Below are 20,442 nucleotides of genomic sequence, written 5' to 3' on the forward strand. Positions count from 1 at the left end.
ACCCTTAAAGAAAGCGTTTTCAATACTTTTTTTTCTATGTGATATAATTTGCCGAAATGTCAGAAAAAATGATATGCTTTTGTATATTAAATAAGAAGTAAATGAATTATATATAGTAGCAGAGGGGTGGAGAGGGCAATGACAAAGCCTGTATATTCACGGAGGGAGGGTCTTTACGACTCTCAATTTGAACACGATAACTGTGGTATTGGTTTTCTAGCAAATATTAAAGGAAAAAGGTCGCACGATATAGTAGAAAAAGCGATGCAGATCTTAAGAAATCTCGAACATAGAGGCGGACAGGGTGATGAGCCGAACACAGGAGACGGCGCAGGAGTTCTGCTGCAGGTTCCTCACCGTTTTTTTAAAGAGGAAGCTGAACTAGGATTTTCTCTTCCCGAGGAAGGCTTTTACGGAGTAGGGATGGCTTTTTTATCCAATGATGCATCCAGACGCCGCAAATGCGAGCAGCAGGTGGAAGATATAATCAGCCAGGAGGGAGTAGAGCTTCTGGGATGGAGAGATGTGCCGTTTGATGACAGCACTCTCGGAAAAGCTGCTTTAAAAGCAATGCCTACGATCCGACAGGTATTTGTAAAGCGACCTGATCATATAAAAAGCAGGGAAGCATTTGAACGAGCGCTGTATATTATACGAAAGCGCAGTGAAGATGAAGCGCATAACGGTCTTCAGGAAAATGATGCGTTTTATTTTGCCAGTTTTTCTTCCGCACTTATTGTGTATAAAGGGATGCTTACAACAGCTCAGGTAAAGGAATTTTATCTCGATATTTCAAATCCTGCATTTGTTACAGCAGTTGCACTCGTGCATTCGCGTTTTTCTACAAATACATTTCCAAGCTGGGAAAGAGCTCACCCGAACCGTTATTTAATTCACAACGGGGAAATCAACACGATTAAAGGAAATGTAAACTGGATGCACGCCAGAGAAGCTATTTTCCGTTCGGAAGTGTTTGAAAAAGATATTAATAAAATCCCGGTAATCGACCAAAGCGGAAGCGACTCAGCGATGTTCGACAATGCATTTGAATTCCTCACGCTTGCAGGCCGCAGAATGCCTCATGCAGCGATGATGATGATTCCGGAACCGTGGCAGAATGATGCTTCCATCAGCGAAGAGAGAAAGGCATTCTACCAGTTTCACAGCACACTGATGGAACCGTGGGACGGTCCTACAGCAATAGCCTATACAGATGGAAAGCAGGTAGGAGCCTGTCTGGACCGGAATGGACTCCGCCCTGCCCGGTATTATGTAACAAAAGACGATCACATACTAATGTCTTCCGAGGTTGGTGTTCTTGATATTGAGCCGGAAGATGTACTTTATAAAGAAAGACTTCATCCAGGCCAGATGCTGCTTGTTGATATGGAAGAAGGCAGAATCATTCCAGATGAAGAAATTAAGCATGAAATTGCTTCAGAAAAGCCTTATAAGCAATGGGTAGAGGAACATATGGTTGATCTGGAAGATGTACTGGAAAGCCGTGACGTTTACAATACCGACTTTGAGCAGCTTGAAACAAAACAGCTTGCTTTTGGCTATACGTATGAAGAAATGGAAAAAATGATCAAACCGATGGCTCTTGAAGGGGCAGATCCTGTAGGCTCTATGGGTTACGATTCCCCGCTGGCGGTGCTTTCTAAACGTCCACAGCTTTTATACAACTATTTTAAGCAGCTTTTTGCCCAGGTGACCAATCCGCCGATCGATGCGATACGCGAAGAGCTTGTAACGGCTATTGGCACATCTATTGGACGTCAGGGAAACCTGCTTCATCCGGAACCAGAAAGTGCCAGACATCTTTATTTGAAAACGCCGTTTATTAATAACGAAGAATTAGCAAAACTGCGTTCAAATAAAAAAGAAGGCCTGAAGTCCGTTACGCTTTCGATGGTTTTTAAAAGCAAAAAAGGAGCAGCCGGCCTGAAGCCTGCTATGGAGAGACTGTTTCACGCAGCTGACCGTGCAGTTGAACAGGGAGCAACTATTCTTATTTTAAGTGACCGCGATGTTAATAAAAACTACGCGCCAATACCAGCACTCCTTGCGTTGTCCGGTCTCCATCATCACTTAATTCGCAACGGGCTGCGTACCCAGGTTAGTCTGGTAGTCGAATCAGCAGAACCAAGGGAAGTACATCATTTCGCCGTGCTTTTGGGCTACGGTGCAGAAGCAGTGAACCCTTATCTTGTATTCGATTCTCTTGACGGCATGGTTAGAGACGGCCTTCTTGAAGACACCTCCTACGTGGAGTCTGTTCAGACATACATTAAAGCCGTTACTAAGGGAGTTATGAAGGTACTATCCAAAATGGGTATTTCGACTATCCAAAGCTACCGCGGCGCCCAGATTTTTGAAGCGATCGGCATTGATATGCAGGTTGTGGATGACTACTTTACGTGGACACCTTCACGTATCGGAGGCGTAACGCTTGATATGATCGGTGAAGAAGTAATGATGAGACATCGTCGTGCGTATACCGAACTTGCAGGACAGGACAAGACACTCGATCCGGGTGATGATCTGCAGTGGAGAAGAAATGGCGAGCCTCACCAGTACAATCCGCACACGATCCATATGCTTCAGCATGCAACAAAACGAAAAGACTATAAATTATTCAAAAAATATTCAGACGCAATCGATAAACAGGAAAAGGAACAGACAACGCTCCGCGGTCTGCTCGCATTTAAAAAGAACGGTCTGAACCCGATTTCTATAGAAGATGTGGAGCCTGTGTCCGATATCGTCAAACGTTTCAAAACAGGAGCAATGTCCTTCGGCTCGATTTCTGAAGAAGCCCATGAAGCTTTGGCTATTGCCATGAACCGGATTGGTGGAAAGTCCAATACAGGGGAAGGCGGCGAAAACCCTAAGCGTTTTAACCCGGAAGAAAATGGGGACTTGAAACGCAGTGCGATTAAACAGGTTGCATCCGGAAGATTTGGCGTAACAAGCCATTATCTGGTAAATGCTGATGAAATACAAATTAAAATTGCGCAGGGAGCCAAGCCTGGAGAAGGCGGTCAGCTTCCCGGCAATAAAGTGTATCCATGGGTAGCGGAAGTAAGAGGTACGACGGCAGGAGTAGGCCTGATTTCACCACCGCCTCACCATGATATATATTCAATTGAAGACCTTGCTGAATTAATTCATGATTTAAAAAATGCTAATCCAGAGGCCCGTGTGAGCGTGAAGCTAGTTTCCGGAACCGGAGTAGGAACCATTGCTGCCGGAGTAGCCAAAGGTCGTGCAGATCATCTGGTTATCAGCGGATATGACGGAGGTACGGGTGCGGCCGCCAGAACAAGCCTCAAGCACACCGGCCTGCCGTGGGAAATCGGTCTGGCTGAAACGCATCAGACGCTCGTTCTTAACAATCTTCGGGATCGAATTACGGTGGAAACAGATGGAAAGCTTATGACAGGAAGAGACGTAGCGATTGCTACCCTTCTTGGTGCAGAGGAATATGCATTTTCAACTGCTCCGCTGGTCGTTCTCGGGTGTATTATTATGAGAGTCTGCCACCTGGATACTTGTCCGGTCGGCGTAGCAACGCAGAACCCGGAACTTCGCAAAAAGTTCATGGGCACGCCGGATGATGTAGTTAACTTTATGGAGTTCGTAGCAGAAGAAATGCGCGAAATCATGGCGGAGCTTGGCTTTAAAACAATCGATGAAATGGTCGGGCGCACTGATCTTCTGGAGCAGAAACAGGAAGTAGATAACTGGAAAGCGAGTACGGTTGATCTGACTAATCTGTTGTATCGTCCGAAAAAGCTCGATCAGTCCAAGCACTTTGGAACGATTAAACAGGATCACTCCCTTGATGTTTCTCTTGACCGCACAACGCTCATGAAAGCAGCAGCGCCTGCTCTGGAAGACAGTGAGCCGGTGTTCGGTGAGTTTACGATTCAGAATACGGATCGTGTAACGGGAACAATTGTCGGCAGTGAAGTAACGAAGAAGTATGGAAGTGCCGGCCTGCCTGATGATACGATACGGTTTACTTTTAAAGGTTCAGCCGGTCAGAGCTTTGGAGCATTTGTTCCAAAAGGAATGACATTGAACCTGATTGGAGATGCCAATGACTATATCGGAAAAGGCTTATCCGGTGGAAAAATAACCGTCGTGCCGCCCGATGAGGCTACATTCATTGCAGAAGAAAATATTATTATCGGTAACACGACCTTTTATGGAGCTACTTCCGGCGAAGCTTATGTACGTGGCATGGCAGGAGAGCGGTTTGCCGTAAGGAACAGCGGTATAAAGGTTGTAGTGGAAGGTGTCGGAGACCATGGTTGTGAATATATGACCGGGGGCGTTGTGTAAACCTGGCACCTGCGGACGCAATTTCGCAGCTGGAATGTCCGGCGGCGTTGCGTATGCTCTTGACACAGACGGCCATTTCGAAACCCACTGTAATACAGAAATGGGCAGCTCTTGAAAAAGTGGAAAGCGACGAAGACAAAAACGAACTAAAGCAGATGGTGGAAAATCACCTGAAATATACAGACAGCGCACTTGCAGAGAGTCTCCTGCAGGATTGGGATAATAAAGTAAGCGAGTTTGTGAAAGTAATACCGCATGACTTTAAGCAGATGCTCTCGTATACAAAAAGCAAAAGACAGCGGACTTGATGAGCAGGAAGCAATCATGCAGGCTTTTGATGAAAGCAAGCTCAGCAAGGCAGAAGCAGGTAAAAACTAATAAGGCAGATAAAGGAAGATAGTTTCTCCCTCTGTTTTAACACATAGGTCGACTAGAAGAAGAAATGTGGAGTGAAAGGAAATGGGGAAACCTACAGGATTTATGGAGTATAAAAGAGAGACTCCATCAAAGAGAGATCCGCGGCCAGAGTAAAGAACTGGCAGGAGTTACGATAATCATGCCTGAAGAAAAAGTAGAAAAGCAGGCAGCGCGCGGTAGGGACTGCGCAAGTCCTTTCTGCCAGACAGGTACTTCCATGCCTGGTCCGGCGATATCGGCTGTCCTGTATACAACCTCATTCCTGAATGGAATGATGAAGTATACCGGGGGAAATGGAAAGAAGCGCTGACAAGGCTTCATAAAACAAACAATTTGCCGGAAGGACCGGCAGAGTATGTCCGGCCCCATGTGAGGGCTCCTGTACGGTAGCTATCAACGAGGATCCTTTCCATCAAGTCGATAGAATTTCAAATCGTAGAAAAAGGCTTTAAAGAGGGCGGGAGAAAAACCTCAGATCCCTGGAGAAAAGAACCGGAAAAAAGGTTGCGTAATTGGTTCAGGCCCGGCAGGTCGTCCGCTGCCGCACAGCTTAACAAAAGCCGGCCATACGGTAACCGTGTGAAAAAGATGACCGCATCGGCGGTTTGCTGACATACGGCAGTCCCGACGTAAAAGCTTCCTTTCAGATCGTCAACCGCAGGTTAAACATTATGAGAGAAGAAGGTATTGAATTCCGCACGAGCGTAGAGATTGGAAAGAGATTTCCTCGGAAGAACTAACAATGACTACGATTCCGTTATGTATGTACGGGATCTCAAGGGCACCGCGAGGGACCTGCAGAAGGAAATGATTTAAAAGGTATTCATTATGCGATGGATTTTCTACGCCAAAACACAAAATCCCTTCTCGACTCAGAGTATTCAGACAAGGATTTTATTGATGCAAAAGACAAAAATGTCATCGTATCGGTTGGCGGTGATACGGGAGCAGACTGTATAACAACCTCTCTGCGCACGGCTGTACGCTCTAACTCAGGTTGACATTAACGTGCAAAAAGATGAGGAAGAGAAAAGAAGACAACCCGTGGCCTCTTTATCAATTGTCACAGTAAAGAAGACGCGCACAAAGAAGCAGAAGCAGTGTGGAGGACGATCCACGTGCTGTATAAAGTGATGACAAAGAAATTGGTCGGCGATGAAAAGGGACAGGTAAAAGAGCTTCATACGATTGATGTAGTAACGGAATGGAAAGATATGGAGAAAAAGTCCGTACAGAAATTCCAAATACAGAGCGTGTCTGGAAAGCTGAGCGATAACTTCTTGCGGTAGGGTTTACCGGACCGGAGCAGGGAATCTTGAAAGACATGAAAGTAGAAACGGACAGCCGCAGTAACGTAAAAGCGGAATATGGTAAATATACAACAAACCGCGATGGTATATTTGCAGCTGGTGACAGCAGAAGAGGCCAGAGCCTTGTGGTATGGGCTATTAATGAAGGCCGTGAAGCAGCCAGAGAATGCGATAGATATTTGATGGGCGCAACTAATTTAGTATAAAAGAACGACCCGGGCAGCCGGGTTTTTCTTTACTAAGCTTTCATAATTTCACAAACCATAATAAAAGTGATTTTTTTATAAAACTTTGTTAAGATGAAAAAAACACTTAAGTAAACGAGGGACACGATGAAAAAAGCATGGAAAATATTACTTAGAATACTTGCTGTCTATGCTGCGGTGATTGTACTAATACTGACAGCCACTATTGTTACGGTTATGCTTTCCTTTGCCATCATAGTGGCAGATGATATATTCGGACTCAGCAGTCTTCGTCCATTTGCGGATGATACATTAACTCCCTGGTCGGAAAGACTGTGGCATTGGTTTGTATGGATAACACCCGGAGGCTGAGCATTCACTAAATAGGAGGAAAATATACTATGGAAAAAGCTATTGTTCGAGTTCCTTATAAAACAGGAGTTTATATCGGAGAGAAGATAGATGAAAAAAATGATAAATCACTAATCAAAGTCCGGGAAGTTCGTAAACACCCGAAACAGGGGGATCTGCATAATCCAAATCAAGTGGATGTAGCGATGTTTCATGAGCGTAAAGCGCTGGCGGAATTTGAAAAAGTATGGATCCCTACTGCGATGGTAAAAGAAGCAGAGCTCAGCGGCGGCAGCTATAATGAAACACTAAAGCAGGCATATAATGCTTATTATGAAGAATTGGAAAATAAAGAGACTCCTTTTGACAAGAAGTCTCTCGAGACGCTGCAAAAAGCAGCTGAAGATTATACTTTTTAATGCAAAGACGAAAAGCCGTAGGGAGTTCCAGATCGAAGCATATGGAGTCTTACGGATAAATCAATAAGAAATAATTCATCAGAGTCATCGAGGCTGCATCCGGTAAGGTTCTCAATCTTTTTTAAACGGTACAAGAGAGACTGGCGGTGCAGGTTTAAGGCCCGCGCCGTTTGGCTCACATTTCCTTTATGCTGATTGTAAACGACAAACGTGTGAACGAGATCTATTCCTCTCTCTTTAGAGTATTTGCGGAGGGGGGCAATCGTAATCTCTGTAATTTCTTCAAGTTCCTCATTTTCGGTCATAGCAAATAAAGCACGGTCAAAACGGGTATCTGCATATGTGCTGATAAATCCTTTTTCCTTATGAGCATGTCCGATATCAAGCGCTGCTTTCGCTTCCTGAAAACTCACGTTAAAGCAGTAGCGTCCATATGTCTTTGCCACTCCCCAGGATACGACAGCCTGGGGATTTTTCTGTTCTAGTCTATATTGCAGAAGATCAATAAAAGGATAGGCGGTTTCAATGCTTTTTTCAGTGAAGAGCTCTACAAAAATGATCAGCTCTTCTTTTTGAAAAGTGCTCATTGTTTTTATATTCATCGTACGGCCGGCATGGTACGTTTCTTCCTCAAGAACGTCTCCAATGGAACGGAGCCAGGTAGAATAAGAATGCGATGCGTGATTTCCGTGCTTATAAAGCTGATTGTTGTTTTCCGGTTTTGCAATCAGGCATAGATATTCTGTATCCAGATCATAGTGAAGCGATTTAGCTCGTGACAGAGCATCATCCAGGGATTTAAATGTTCCTTTTGCGAGGCTCCATACGAAATCATCCTTTAAGCGAAGCTCTGTTTCCAGAGCCGTCTGGTCATGAAGAAAACATAAAGCAGATGTAGTCGCCGTGTGTTCCAAAAGTATAAGATGATCCAGGAGCTCTTTTTCCGCTTTTATTCCTTTACTCGGCCACTGAATTAATATAAATCCTTGTATTTCCCGTGCTGTCTGTACCGTCAGCTGAAGGATACTGGAGTCAGAAGTGCTGATCCAATGCATATTGCTTGGAAGGGATCTGGCCTCCACTCCGTCTTCAAATGAGTAGGAGAGCGGGTCTCCCTGGTTGAGAAGATATTCGTTCCAAAGAGATTTAAGTCTTTCGGCATTTCTTGTCTGATGTTTCAAGCGACCGCGGCGGTCAGTCACGATAACCGGCATCTCCAGCTGCTGCTGGAGATAGGTAGTGATTTCACCGAGCCCCTCTCCGCGCAGAACGATTTCCAGCAGTTCTTTGCGAATACCATCGGAGCGCTTGACAGCGTCTCGTTCCTCCTGGTTTAAAGCAGAGGATATCTGCTGGGTCACCTCGCTGAATCGAACGTCCCATGGCAGTTGAACGAGAGGGAATTTGTGTTCGCTGCAGTAGGATATGACGGATTCCGGCAATTGTGGTATATAATGCCCTATAGACACAACCAGTGCTGCCGCGCCAGCCTCTCTTACTTCCTGAACAAAAGTAAGCAGGCTTTTATATGGTCTTTGTAGCCGATTCCGGTCGTCAGTACGACTTCATTTTTACGGACAAAATCTTCTACAGGGCTTCGATAATAGATACCCACTCCACTTGATTTTGTTTGCTTGCTTCATAAGCTGTAAGCAGGAGTGCTTGATCCATTACAGGAATATCCATTACATCTTTTACAGTAAACAAAGGCGTCACCCCACTTTTTCTACAGTACATTCTATTTTTATTTATTGTAGCATATGTTTATGTTAGATAATCTATTATCCAACTTGTCATACGCATCGTCAGAAACTTCATACAATTTGATGAATGGATTAAAGCAAATGTTTCTATACAATGAAGGTAGACAAGAAATTGTATATGAATAAGGAGTGGTTTAAATGACAGAATTTAAAGACAACAACGTAAAAGCTTCAACAAAATCAGTATGGGCAGGCGAAAAGGAATATCGTGCTTTTGGGGCGTCCCAGGTTCCCGTCGTGCATAGTGTGGCTTATACGTACGACGATTTAGACCACTGGTATGATGTAGCGATTGGTAAAACAAAAGGCCATATCTATGGAAGAAACACGAATCCAACAGTTGAGTCCTTTGAAAAAAAAGTCCAGGAGCTTGAAGGAGCAGAGGCTGCAACCAGCTTCTCAACAGGGATGGCTGCGATCAGCAACTCTCTTGCTACGTTTCTCCGCCCAGGAGACCGTGTTGTTTCTGTTAAAGATACGTACGGCGGAACAAATAAGATTTTCAGTGAATTTCTGCCGCAGATGAATATAGACGTTATGCTCTGTGAAACGGGCAATGAGGCTCAAATCGAAGAAGAAGTAAATAAAGGCTGCGAAGTGCTTTATTTAGAAACACCGACCAATCCAACTGTTAAAATTACAGATATTGAAAAGATGGTAAAAATCGGCCATGATGCGGGAGCACTTGTATTTGTAGATAATACGTTTGCTACACCTATCAACCAAAATCCTCTGGAATATGGAGTGGACCTGGTTCTTCATAGTGCTACTAAATTTCTAGGAGGCCACGCCGATGCGCTTGGAGGCGTTATCTGCGGAAGCAAGGAGCTTGTTGAACAGGTTTACCATTATCGTGAAATTAATGGGGCGACCATGGATCCAATGGCTGCTTATTTTATGATCCGGGGTATGAAAACTCTTCATCTTCGCGTCAGACAGCAGTGTGAATCCGCTATGAAAATTGCGACATTCCTTAAAAATCATGATCAAATAGACCAGGTATTTTATCCAGGATTGGAAGATCATCCAGGCCACGATATTGCTAAAAAACAGATGAAGGATTTCGGAGGCATGTTCAGCTTTTCCATGAAAGGCGGACTAGAAGCAGTAAAGCTGTTCCTTCCTAAACTGGAACTGGCCAATAGAGCCGCAAACCTCGGTTCTGTTGAAACGACTGTCGGACCGGCAAGAACTACAAGCCATGTTGAGAATACACCGGAAGAAAGAGCCGCACTCGGTATTCCGGAAAGTCTCGTTCGTTATTCTGCAGGGATTGAAGATACAGATGACTTGATTAGAGATCTAAGCCAGGCCCTGGCGTATCTGCCTGAGCCGGTTGCAGCAAAAGCTACTAAAAGAAAGGTTGACTAGATGCATGGACTCCAGCCACCATATTTATAATCAGGCAAAAGCTATGGCAGAGCAGCTTACTTCCTGGAGAAGAGAGCTTCATCAATACCCGGAGCTCAGCTTTCAGGAAACAAACACATCCGCTTTCATTGCTGAAAAGCTGGAGAAAATACAAGGCATGACCGTATTAAAAGGTAAAAAGACACTGGGGTTGAGACAGGCGTTGTCGGAATTCTAAAGCAGGGAACAGGTCCTGTCACCGCCCTGCGTGCAGACATTGATGCGCTCCCTATTACAGAAGAAAATGATCACCAGTACGTTTCCGAAAATGAAGGAGTCATGCACGCCTGCGGGCATGATGCCCATGCAGCAATGCTGTTAGGCGCTGCACACCTGGCTTCTGAAAATGTAGAAAATATCGCCGGAACGATTAAATTTATATTCCAGCCCGCTGAAGAGGATACAGACCATACAGGTACAACCGGTGCTTCCTATATGCTTCAAAGCGGTATATACGATGACGTTGAGCATGCGTATGCGCTGCATATTGATCCCGAGCACCAGCTGGGGACGGTCAGGCTTCATGAAGGAGCCAGCATGGCAAGCGTAGACACCTTTGAAGCAGTCATCGAAGGAACAGGCGGACATGGTGCTTATCCGCACCTGGGGACCGACCCAACATGGATGCTTTCTTTTCTCCTGCAAGCATTGCAGGGAGTGAGTTCCCGCCGCATCTCGCCGCTTGAGCCTGCCGTAATAAGTATTGGAGAAATTAAATCCGGATCAAGCTACAATGTTATTCCGGATAAAGTGTATATAAGAGGCACGATGCGCAGTTATTACGAAAGCACCCGCAGCCGGATAGAAGAGGAATTAAAACAGGCATTTACTATTATTGAATCGCTTGGGGGGACGTATACCCTCTCGATCCACCGCGGGGAGCCTGCTTTATTGAATGACCGGAAAACGGTGCAGTTTTTTGCATCATACGGTATCCGGCATGTTCCCGCAGATGACGATCCTTGATGAACCATACGGCCTGGGCGGAGAAGATTTTGCCCATGTGGCTAAAGAAGTTCCGGCCGCTATGATGTTTATCGGAGCCGGTATACCGGGGCGCAGTCACAGCGGACTGCATATGCCGCAGTTTGATTTCGAAGAGGCAGTGCTTCCAGTCGGCGCAGCTATACTAGTTAACGCAGCCCTTCGTCACAGCAATGGAAGCAATACGTAAACCGAAAAGGAGAGAGCGTATGGCACACAAGCTCGCATTTATTGGATTTGGAGGAGTGGGGCAGGGACTGGCCTCTATACTCATCGATAAAAAAGAAAAACTTAAAGAGCAGTATGGAACAGATTTTCAAGTTGTTTCTATCTCCGATTTGTACAAAGGCTCTATACACGACCCGGAAGGTCTTAATCTGGAGCAGGTGCTGGATTCACTGAAAGAGCATAAAAATCTGGATGGGTACCCGGAAAGCAGCGGACTGATACGAGGCTGGGACAGTATCGAAACGATAGAAAAATCAAACGCAGACACGATGATCGAAATTACATTCACAGATGTAAAACCGGCCAGCCTGCAATTGATCATTGTAAAAAAGCATTTGCAGCTGGAAAAAACGCTGTTCTCACAAACAAAGGACCCGTAGCTCTTGCGGTTAAAGAACTGCAGGCACTGGCCTCTGAAAAAGGTGTGGAATTTTTGTTTGAAGGAACGGTAATGAGCGGTACCCCTGCTATAAGAATGCCGCTGACTTCTCTCGCGGGCAATGATATACGAGAGATTAAAGGTATTTTTAACGGCACTACAAACTATATGCTGATGAGAATGGACCAGGGTCTTGAATTTGAGGAAGCATTAAAAGAAGCCCAGGATAAAGGCTTTGCAGAAGCAGATCCGACGAATGATATCGAAGGATATGACGTCATGTACAAAATGGTCATAATGGCTAATGTCGTAATGGGAGCTTCGATCACAAAAGAAGAAGTGTCCAGAACCGGCATAACCAGCCTGACGCCTGCTGATATGAAAGAGGCAAAAGAAAACGGGGAAACCTGGAAGCTGATAGGCAAAGTAGTTCAGGAAGACGGAAGGGTAACTGCATCAGTCGGACCGGAACGCTTGAAACTTGATGATCCGCTTGCCGGAATTAACGGAGCGCTTAACGCCGTAACCTATGATTGTGACTTATCCGGTCCGGTAACGCTTATTGGCGCCGGAGCAGGTATCCCGGAAACTGGCTTTGCTCTTCTGATAGATCTGCTGAACATGAAAAAATAATCTATTTAACAGTACGAGAAAGGTGGAGAAGCAATATGGCGACAACAACAGCTGGAAGAAAAATGCTTTTAGGCGGAGAATGGGTGGATCGCGAAGACCGCATCCCTGTATATGATCCTGAAAATGGAGAGCAGATTGATTCCGTACCGGCGGCTGCAAAGGAAGACATGGAGTATGCGATCCGAGTGGCCGAAGAAGGAGCCGCTATTGCAGAATCCCTTACCGTACGGGAACGAATGGATATTTTAAACAAAGCAGCAGCATATATTGATGAGCGCAGAGAAGAATTCGCGGAGACGATTGCTAAAGAAGGCAGTAAAACAATTAATGAAGCGCGCGGAGAAGCAAAGCGGGCGGCTGAAACGCTCCGGCTCGGTGCAGAAGAGGCGAGACGTTTAACAGGGGAATCGATTAATTTTGATCAAATGCCCGGTAATGAAAACCGCATGGGCTATTATTATCATTTTCCAGTAGGAATTATCGCTGCGATTACACCTTTTAACGATCCGTTAAATCTCGTAGCCCATAAAGTGAGTCCCGGCATTGCAGCAGGGAACGCTATGATTGTTAAACCGGCAACGGAGACTCCTCTCAGTGCATTAAAGCTCGCTGAAGCCCTTATGCATGCCGGTCTTCCAAAAAAGGTCCTTACGGTCATTACAGGCAGAGGCAGAGACATTGGCGATACGCTTGTAGAAAGCAGCAAAGTAAACATGATCAGCTTTACCGGCGGCCTTGAAACAGGGGAAGCCATTGCGAAAAAAGCAGGCCTCAAAAAGCTGTCTATGGAACTTGGCTCGAATTCGCCGGCAATCGTAATGGCAGATACAGATTTGAAAAAAGCAGCAGACTCCCTTACATCCGGAGCCTTTGCGGCCTCCGGTCAGAACTGCCTAGGCGTACAGCGGATATTCATTGAATCCAGTGTGTATGACGAATTCAAAAACACATGACGAAAGCGGTAAGCTCAGTAAAATTAGGCAGAAAGCTTTCCGAAGATACGGACATGGGCCCGCTGATTAATGAGAAAGAAGCGATGCGGGTACAGGAATGGGTCGAGGAAGCACTGGATGCCGGAGGAAATGTACTTGCCGGTGGAAAGCGCGAAGGAGCTTTGTATCATCCAACCCTTCTGGAAAATGTGCCGGAGGATGCTACTATTGTGAAAGAAGAAGTATTCGGTCCAGTTGTTATGATCTTTCCCGTCGATTCACTCGATGAGGCTATTACACGATCCAACCAGGTGAACTACGGCTTGCAGGCAGGCATTTTCACTAAAAATATTGATGCTGCTATGAAGGCTGCACGCAGGCTCCAGGTCGGCGGCGTCATGATTAATGACAGCAGTGATTTTCGTATCGACGCTATGCCCTTCGGCGGAGTGAAAGGTTCAGGTCTAGGACGTGAAGGAGTAGCATTTGCGATTGAAGAAATGTCAGAAAAACGGATTATTTGTTTCAAATTGGAAGACTATTAAAAATCGGCTTTGAAGGAGTGGAGTAATGTTTCCTCTTGATGAATATAAAGTTCGAATGAACCATACAAAGCAAAAAATGATGGAGTATGGAATAGAAGTACTTTTGGTATCCAACCCGTCTAATATGTACTATTTAACAGGGTATAACGCCTGGTCATTTTATGTCCATCAAATACTGGTAGTGATGATAGACGAAGAGCAGCCTATCTGGATAGGAAGGGAAATGGATGCGCACAGCGCAAAAGTGACTACCTGGCTTGATGAGAATCACATTATTCCTTATCCGGATGAGTTTGTGCAGTCCTCTATTAAACACCCAATGGACTTTGTGGCGAATATTCTTATAGAAATTGGCCAGGGGTCCAGAAAAATCGGCCTCGAAATGGACTCGTTCTATTTCACTGCCATGTGCTATGAGCGTATTACGACCCAGCTGCCCGATGCTGAATTCAGAAACTATAATACACTCGTAAACTGGGTGCGTTTAATCAAATCAGATCTGGAAATAGAATATATGAGGCGTGCTGCAAGAATTTTGGAAAACGCCATGACAGCAGCCTATGAAACGGCAGATGTAGGTGTAAGAGAAAATGATGTAGCTGCTGCCATCACCGCAGCGCAAATACGGGGAACAGCGGAATACGGCGGCGACTACACGTCTATTGTACCGATGATTCCAACTAGTGAAAATACGGCCAGCCCTCATTTAACATGGACGGACCGCCGTTATGTAGAAGGAGACTATTTAACGATTGAAATAGCCGGGGCGTACAAGCGCTATCATACGCCGATGTCAAGAACGATGGCAATCGGACATGCACCGGATAAAGTGACGGAGCTCTCCAAAGTCGTCCAGGAAGGCATTGAAACGACGCTTGACGCCATCCAGCCTGGAATGACTGCGGAAGAAGTGGAAGCGATCTGGAGCCGTACCATTGCTAAGCGGGGCTATTACAAAGAGTCCCGTCTAGGTTATTCTATCGGACTCAGCTACCCTCCTGATTGGGGTGAGCACACCGTCAGCTTCAGAAAAGGCGATAAGACGATATTGCAGCCGAACATGACGTTTCATTTAATGCCGGGCATCTGGCTTGATAATTACGGTGTTGAGATCACGGAATCCATTCTTATTACAGAAAATGGGTGCGAAACGTTCGCAGATTTCCCAAAACCATTGTATGTGAAGGAAGCAAACTCCAGTAAAAGCAAACAGCTTTTCTAATCTTAAGAAGAAGCGAAAGTCTTCAGCTGAATACAGCCGAAGGCTTTTTCTCTTTGCAGGGATACTTTCCAAACCCCTGCGGAGGTGGTACGATGAAAATACTGTTTAAAAAAGGATTCAACTACTGGCACTGGGCGGGAAGTGAGAACGCATGCAGCATATAACAATAATAGAACGGTTACTGGGCTACGTTACCTTTCTGGCAGTGCTATTTTATTTAGCTGAAGAAATATTTTCCATGCCGGGTGCTGTATATGTATATAGTTCAGCTGCAGGGGTTCTGCTTTTGTGTTCTCTGTCAAGAATGGATCGTTTCACAAGAAGTATTATTATTCTGCTGCTTGGCAGCGGGTTCTGGATGTTTATACTTTACCGGGAAACGGCACCTCTCATGCTGTTTAGTTTAGGAGAAAACATGAACCTGCTTGCATTGTTTATCCTCGTTCCGTTTTTCGGTGTGTTTATGAGCGAAGCCGGTTTTTTAAAGGCTCTGCAGCATGCACTTCAGAAAAGAGAATTAAAACACCGGTCCAGACCGTATTTGTTCGGGTATGTGTTAACAGCCGGTATGGGATCATTATTGAACCTGGGCTCTATGCCGCTTGTACATAAAATTGGTTCTGAGAGCTTCACTGCTTTTGAGAATAAGCGCTTTGGCCTGCTGATTATTAGAGGGTTTGGATTTTGTATGCTATGGTCTCCTTATTTTGTCAATGTTGCTCTGATTCTAGTACTGTACGATTTATCATGGACAGATATTGGAGGATACGGCCTGATCATGGGCATCTGCTATAGTGTGATTGTAGCCTTGTTTTTTCCATCTTCTACTTTTGCTGCTCCGGATGAACGAGTAAACCGCGCGGAGAACGAGGAGCAGGCCTCCCTGCAAAAGCAGCTCAGATTGTTCGTGCTATTTGTCGTTCTGCTGCTTTTGCTGTCCTTTACAATGGAAATGGTACTGCCGTTTGGTATGCTGACCGTCGTTGTCTTATTGGGATTAATATATCCTTTAATATGGGCCTCGGTGCTTCGTATGCTCCGGAGGTATACAGTAAACGCACACGAGCAGGTAAGCTGGAGCTTTAAGCGATTGTATAATGAGCTCGGTATTTTTATTACGGCTGGTTTTTTTGGTGAAGCATTGTCTTTAAGTCCGGCAGGAGAAGTGCTTTCCCATGTATTGATTGAATGGTCGGGGGGAGCCGTTCCGGTGTTGTCTGCTCTGTTAATAGCGATGGCGATGGGACTTGCCTTTATAGGCATTCATCCTGTTATTATCGTGATCGGAATAGGGGGATCACTTGACCCTGCTTTGTTCGGCGTTACCCCGTCGTTTATGGGGATGCTGATGTTATCTGCCTGGATGCTGGCTACACAGTTTTCTCCTTTTTCCGGATCAGTTCTTATGGCTTCTAATTTAATGAATATATCTGCCTGGAAACTAGTTAGAAAAAACACCCCTTTTTTAGTAACGGTGTATGTTGTTTTTATTATTTTGTTAAGCGGGCTTCACTGGTTTCAAAGCATAGGAATATAAAGGGGTCTTTTTATGAATAATTCAGCACAGTGGATAAATTATATGCTGTTATTCGGCGTGATGATTGTATGGGGAATGAACGTAGTAGCTATTAAGGTTTTAGTGGAATACGTACCTCCAGCTGCAATGCAGTCATGGAGAATTTTATTAGCCGGCTTAGTACTGGCAGTCATTATTTCCATTAAAGGAGAATGGCGGCGCCTGACTAAGAAACAGGCAGTTTATATTACTTTCGCGTCCCTGACAGGAGTAACGGCTCATCACTTGTTTCTGGCATTTGGACTCGCAAATACAACTGCTGTAAACGGCTCGTTAATTGTGGCGCTTGTTCCTATTTTTACTTCTATTCTGGCCCTTCTTATATTAGGGGATCCTTTTACGAGAATTAAGTTTATCGGAATTATTTCGGCATTTGCAGGCGTCTGTCTTGTCATTGCTGCAGGAGCCGGCGGCGGGCTGGCAAGCGTGGCTTCCGGTGATATCTTAATGTTTGCTGCGGTATTTGCCCAGGCGTTAAGCTTCGTGTTTATTAGGAAAGCGACGATAGATCTTTCACCGAGGCTTGTGACCGGTATTATGTTTGTTGTTGGCTCGGCAGGACTGTTTATTTTTAGTGCGCTGCTTGAACCGGGAGGGCTGCCGCCGCTCGGAACGATACCTTCTGGAGTCTGGTGGATCTTTCTCGGATCCTCCATAGTAGCAACGGCCTTAGGACATCAAGTATTTAACTTATCGATTCAAAAAATAGGAGCGGGGGAAACGGCTGTTTTTAATAATTTTGTTCCTTTTTTTGGCATGGTAAGTTCTGTTCTTTTTTTAGGTGAATCTATTTACATGCTGCAAGGAGTCGGCTTTGTATTAATTGTAGCCGGGGTCTTAATGGGAACCGGCTATCTTGAACAAAAGTGGATACAAAAAAGAAAAGCCTATTAAAGCTTTTCTTTTTTTTGTATTTCCGGCACATGATCAATACCGCCGGGATGAAAGGGATGGCATTTGCAGATACGTATCATGGTGAGCCAGCCGCCTTTAAGTGCTCCAAATCGGGAAAAGGCCTCGTATCCGTATTGAGAGCAGGTAGGGTAAAAGCGGCAGGTAGGGGGGGTATAGGGTGAAATAAATCGCTGATAGCCTCGTATCATCCAAATAAAAAGGTGTTTCACAGCGTATCGCGCCTCTTTTCGAAAAAAAGCAGCCTCCGCTGCATGCGGGGCTGTTTTTGTAATGAGTAAAATGTGCTATCCAACATAAAGCGATTTTTTCGGTTCAATAGCCGTAAAAACCAGCGCAGCTTCTTCTTCAGTCAGGCGTACCATAGGAAGCCTGACATCTCCGGAAATAATACCCTGCATTTCAAGCGCAGCTTTGACAGGGACAGGGTTTGGTGCGGAGAACATAGACTTCATGACTGGAAGCAGCTCCCGGTGAAGCTTGGAAGCGTAAGCGGTATTTCCATTTAAAAAGCTCTGCACCATATCCTGCATTTCATTTCCAATAATATGAGAGGATACAGATACAACACCAGTACCTCCAACGGAAAGCATTGGCAGCGTCAGGCTGTCATCACCGCTGTAAACAAGAAAAGAATCCGGTGTGCTGGAAATAATCTGGGAGGCCCAGTCCAGGTTGCCGGTTGCTTCTTTAACGCTCATGATATTTTCAATCTCAGCGAGACGGATAATCGTTTCCGGTATCATCCCTGCTGCACTGCGTCCCGGGATGTTATAAAGCATAACCGGAAGAGTGGTGGCTTCGGCAACGGCTTTGAAATGCTGATACATTCCCTCCTGAGAAGGCTTATTATAATAAGGAGTAACGAGCATTACAGCATCCACGCCTGTTTTTTCGGCGAGCTTTGTTAATTCCATGGAAGCACGTGTATTGTTACAGCCTGTACCTGCAATAACCGGTACCCGGCCGTTGGCTACGTATACTACATGTTCAAAAAGCATCAGCTTTTCTTCACGGCTTAGTGTAGGTGATTCTCCAGTAGTTCCTGCTACGACCAAGCTTTCGCTGCCGTTGCTTATTAAGTGGTTTACGAGGCTTGTGAGGGAACGGAAGTCGATCTCCCCATCTTTATCAAATGGCGTCGCCATTGCTGTACTAATTCTTCCAAAATTCATCATTACAATCACCCTTTTCTTGAGATTTATGTTTCAAAATCACAAAACGAATAGAGTGAGGGCAAGGTACTTTCCCGGAGCGTTTTTCCATACAAAAAAACAGCAACAGGAGAGACCTCATTGCTGTTTAACGTTTCCAGGATATAAGAACCGTTAAAGCGTGAGATAGCCCTCCATACAGCCGGATGGCTGCATGACAGTTCCGTATCTATTAAATACGAAACCAGCTTTTGATTCTTGAGAATCGAAAAAGCTTCGGCAAATACTCCTTTTATCAGCTTTCATAGAAACTCAAGTTTCTCCGGCGGATTACTGATAGTATTTGCACCTCTAACCTCACTTCTTCTAAAAGAAGTAGGATATAACATTTTGTTGTACCGTCACCTTATCAAATATTAAGGTATAATGCAATAGTTTTTAATCGGCAGATCAAATAAAAAAAGACACTAGGTTTATCCTATATTTATCGTTAAAAAGGCTTTATTATAGGATAATATAAAAAAAAGAAAAATATTATTTTCAATACACGCATATTTGCTTTATACTATGGGTAAGGAATAAATATGCAGGGGGTCATTTTGATATGTCACCATTTCACCAAGTAGCGTTTGAACTTAGAGAGGATCTTTATTCTGAGATCAAACATTTAACAGAGCAGGAAAAAGATTCATTTTTTCACGATGTACTTCTCGATCAGATTAAGAAAAGAAAATCTAGAGACATGCAGGAAAAAATGAAGCATGGCTATTTGGAGATGGCCCAGCTTAATGCACAGGTCTGCCGTGAATTTGAAGAAGCGGAATCTGAAGCCCTAACGGTCGGAGAATTGGTTTTAGCTGCTAAATAGGCAGCTAAAACCGCCTTCTTTGGCGTTTCTTATTTCCTGAAATAAGACCAAGGAGGTGAACAGATGAGTTGAGTGAACGTAGTCAGGATCACTATTCATCCAAAAAAATAGTAAAACGAGGCGACGTTTTTTTTGCTGATTTGTCTCCAGTTGTAGGTTCGGAACAGGGAGGGGTAAGACCCGTTCTTATCATTCAAAATGATATTGGGAATAGATTCAGTCCTACTGTCATTGTAGCTGCAATCACGGCCCAGATTAAAAAGGCCAAACTTCCAACTCATGTAGAGATTGATGCTGAGAAGCATCGTTTTGACAGAGATAGTGTTATTTTGCTGGAACAATTGCGTACAATTGATAAGCAGCGCCTTACAGATAATTACTCATCTGGACGACGAAACGATGGAGCGTGTCAAAGAAGGCCTGGAAATAAGCCTTGGCACTAAAGAAGTCTAGTAACTTAAACGAACCCTTACATAATTTTAGTGAAAAAAGACTTGCAGTGCCTGCAGTCTGCATATCTTTTTTTGCTGCCTACAACCTAATTTACAATAAAACACGCTGATGCAGCGTGTTTTTTTATCGAATAAAACGAAAAAGGGGAATGGATATGAATAAGACGATAGAAACGATTCTTGATCACCGTTCGATAAGACAGTTTAAAGATGTACCTCTTGACACAGCTACAGTAGAACTGCTCGTAAAAGCTGCCCAGTCTGCCTCAACTTCAAGCTTTGTTCAAGCCTATACGATTATTGGTATAGAAGATCCGTTCAAAAAAGAAAGTTAGCCGAATTGGCCGGAGGA

The 20,442-nt window shown here is 44.7% G+C and carries 13 protein-coding genes, 6 pseudogenes and 1 riboswitch; of the genes and pseudogenes, 16 read left to right on the top strand and 3 right to left on the bottom strand.

What is annotated here, in order from left to right:
• Nucleotides 1–138 precede the first annotated feature (138 nt).
• The 4 genes and pseudogenes from gltB (at nt 139) to kapB (ending at nt 7,032) form a co-directional block, all read left to right on the top strand.
• Nucleotides 139–4,728, top strand: a pseudogene (gene gltB / locus MMY81_RS14030) (glutamate synthase large subunit).
• Between the two features lie 81 nt (nt 4,729–4,809).
• A pseudogene (locus MMY81_RS14035) lies at nt 4,810–6,283 on the top strand (glutamate synthase subunit beta).
• Nucleotides 6,284–6,409: 126 nt separating this feature from the next.
• Nucleotides 6,410–6,634 (top strand): hypothetical protein, encoded by a 225-nt coding sequence (locus MMY81_RS14040; RefSeq protein ID WP_252313403.1) that lies wholly within the window; start codon nt 6,410–6,412, stop codon nt 6,632–6,634.
• Between the two features lie 29 nt (nt 6,635–6,663).
• Nucleotides 6,664–7,032: a sporulation phosphorelay system protein KapB gene (kapB, locus tag MMY81_RS14045; RefSeq protein WP_252313404.1), complete on the top strand. Its 369-nt coding sequence runs from the start codon at nt 6,664–6,666 to the stop codon at nt 7,030–7,032.
• On the opposite strand, the gene MMY81_RS14050 is transcribed toward kapB, so the two are convergent.
• Nucleotides 7,029–8,552, bottom strand: a complete 1,524-nt coding sequence (locus MMY81_RS14050; protein ID WP_256497907.1) for a PucR family transcriptional regulator — start codon at nt 8,550–8,552, stop codon at nt 7,029–7,031. The genes kapB and MMY81_RS14050 overlap by 4 nt on opposite strands.
• A gap of 381 nt (nt 8,553–8,933) precedes the next feature.
• Here MMY81_RS14050 and MMY81_RS14055 point away from each other — a divergent pair, with 381 nt between their 5' ends.
• The 9 genes and pseudogenes from MMY81_RS14055 (at nt 8,934) to MMY81_RS14095 (ending at nt 17,598) form a co-directional block, all read left to right on the top strand.
• Nucleotides 8,934–10,166 (top strand): cystathionine gamma-synthase family protein, encoded by a 1,233-nt coding sequence (locus MMY81_RS14055; RefSeq protein WP_252313406.1) that lies wholly within the window; start codon nt 8,934–8,936, stop codon nt 10,164–10,166.
• A 4-nt stretch (nt 10,167–10,170) separates the two neighbouring features.
• On the top strand, nt 10,171–10,383 hold the full coding sequence (locus tag MMY81_RS14060) for a hypothetical protein (RefSeq protein ID WP_252313407.1): 213 nt from the start codon (nt 10,171–10,173) through the stop codon (nt 10,381–10,383).
• Between the two features lie 26 nt (nt 10,384–10,409).
• Nucleotides 10,410–11,171 (top strand): M20 metallopeptidase family protein, encoded by a 762-nt coding sequence (locus tag MMY81_RS14065; RefSeq protein ID WP_253075963.1) that lies wholly within the window; start codon nt 10,410–10,412, stop codon nt 11,169–11,171.
• Complete coding sequence (locus MMY81_RS14070) at nt 11,158–11,379, top strand: M20/M25/M40 family metallo-hydrolase (RefSeq protein ID WP_252313408.1); 222 nt, start codon at nt 11,158–11,160, stop codon at nt 11,377–11,379. Before MMY81_RS14065 ends, MMY81_RS14070 begins: the two co-directional genes overlap by 14 nt.
• Before the next feature lie 19 nt (nt 11,380–11,398).
• Nucleotides 11,399–12,429: pseudogene (locus MMY81_RS14075) on the top strand (homoserine dehydrogenase).
• Between the two features lie 62 nt (nt 12,430–12,491).
• Nucleotides 12,492–13,906: pseudogene (locus MMY81_RS14080) on the top strand (aldehyde dehydrogenase family protein).
• A gap of 25 nt (nt 13,907–13,931) precedes the next feature.
• Nucleotides 13,932–15,128, top strand: coding sequence for a M24 family metallopeptidase (locus MMY81_RS14085; RefSeq protein WP_252313409.1), 1,197 nt, complete (start codon nt 13,932–13,934; stop codon nt 15,126–15,128).
• 151 nt (nt 15,129–15,279) lie between these two features.
• The gene (locus MMY81_RS14090; protein ID WP_252313410.1) at nt 15,280–16,665 is read left to right on the top strand and encodes a hypothetical protein; all 1,386 of its coding nucleotides are present in this window, start codon (nt 15,280–15,282) and stop codon (nt 16,663–16,665) included.
• 12 nt (nt 16,666–16,677) lie between these two features.
• Nucleotides 16,678–17,598 carry a DMT family transporter gene (locus MMY81_RS14095; RefSeq protein ID WP_252313411.1) on the top strand — a complete coding sequence of 307 codons (921 nt, stop codon included), beginning with the start codon at nt 16,678–16,680 and terminating at the stop codon, nt 17,596–17,598.
• On the opposite strand, the gene yidD is transcribed toward MMY81_RS14095, so the two are convergent.
• Nucleotides 17,595–17,828, bottom strand: a complete 234-nt coding sequence (gene yidD / locus MMY81_RS14100) for a membrane protein insertion efficiency factor YidD (protein ID WP_252313412.1) — start codon at nt 17,826–17,828, stop codon at nt 17,595–17,597. The genes MMY81_RS14095 and yidD overlap by 4 nt on opposite strands.
• A gap of 75 nt (nt 17,829–17,903) precedes the next feature.
• The gene (gene dapA, locus MMY81_RS14105; RefSeq protein WP_252313413.1) at nt 17,904–18,794 is read right to left on the bottom strand and encodes a 4-hydroxy-tetrahydrodipicolinate synthase; all 891 of its coding nucleotides are present in this window, start codon (nt 18,792–18,794) and stop codon (nt 17,904–17,906) included.
• A gap of 155 nt (nt 18,795–18,949) precedes the next feature.
• Nucleotides 18,950–19,132: riboswitch (Lysine riboswitch) on the bottom strand.
• A gap of 242 nt (nt 19,133–19,374) precedes the next feature.
• On the opposite strand from dapA, the gene MMY81_RS14110 reads away from it, so the two are divergent.
• The 3 genes and pseudogenes from MMY81_RS14110 to MMY81_RS14120 form a co-directional block, all read left to right on the top strand.
• On the top strand, nt 19,375–19,638 hold the full coding sequence (locus MMY81_RS14110; protein WP_252313414.1) for a hypothetical protein: 264 nt from the start codon (nt 19,375–19,377) through the stop codon (nt 19,636–19,638).
• 107 nt (nt 19,639–19,745) lie between these two features.
• Nucleotides 19,746–20,091: pseudogene (locus MMY81_RS14115) on the top strand (type II toxin-antitoxin system PemK/MazF family toxin).
• A gap of 154 nt (nt 20,092–20,245) precedes the next feature.
• A pseudogene (locus MMY81_RS14120) lies at nt 20,246–20,442 on the top strand (nitroreductase family protein); the annotation flags it as partial.

Source organism: Sinobaca sp. H24, assembly GCF_023845525.1.

What these genes read in the sequence shown, in the direction of transcription:
- MMY81_RS14040 (WP_252313403.1), top strand. Translation starts at nt 6,410, where the DNA reads ATGAAAAAAGCATGGAAAATATTACTTAGAATACTTGCTGTCTATGCT.
- kapB (WP_252313404.1), top strand. Translation starts at nt 6,664, where the DNA reads ATGGAAAAAGCTATTGTTCGAGTTCCTTATAAAACAGGAGTTTATATC.
- MMY81_RS14055 (WP_252313406.1), top strand. Translation starts at nt 8,934, where the DNA reads ATGACAGAATTTAAAGACAACAACGTAAAAGCTTCAACAAAATCAGTA.
- MMY81_RS14060 (WP_252313407.1), top strand. Translation starts at nt 10,171, where the DNA reads ATGGACTCCAGCCACCATATTTATAATCAGGCAAAAGCTATGGCAGAG.
- MMY81_RS14070 (WP_252313408.1), top strand. Translation starts at nt 11,158, where the DNA reads ATGACGATCCTTGATGAACCATACGGCCTGGGCGGAGAAGATTTTGCC.
- MMY81_RS14085 (WP_252313409.1), top strand. Translation starts at nt 13,932, where the DNA reads ATGTTTCCTCTTGATGAATATAAAGTTCGAATGAACCATACAAAGCAA.
- MMY81_RS14090 (WP_252313410.1), top strand. Translation starts at nt 15,280, where the DNA reads ATGCAGCATATAACAATAATAGAACGGTTACTGGGCTACGTTACCTTT.
- MMY81_RS14095 (WP_252313411.1), top strand. Translation starts at nt 16,678, where the DNA reads ATGAATAATTCAGCACAGTGGATAAATTATATGCTGTTATTCGGCGTG.
- dapA (WP_252313413.1), bottom strand. Translation starts at nt 18,794, where the DNA reads ATGATGAATTTTGGAAGAATTAGTACAGCAATGGCGACGCCATTTGAT.
- MMY81_RS14110 (WP_252313414.1), top strand. Translation starts at nt 19,375, where the DNA reads ATGTCACCATTTCACCAAGTAGCGTTTGAACTTAGAGAGGATCTTTAT.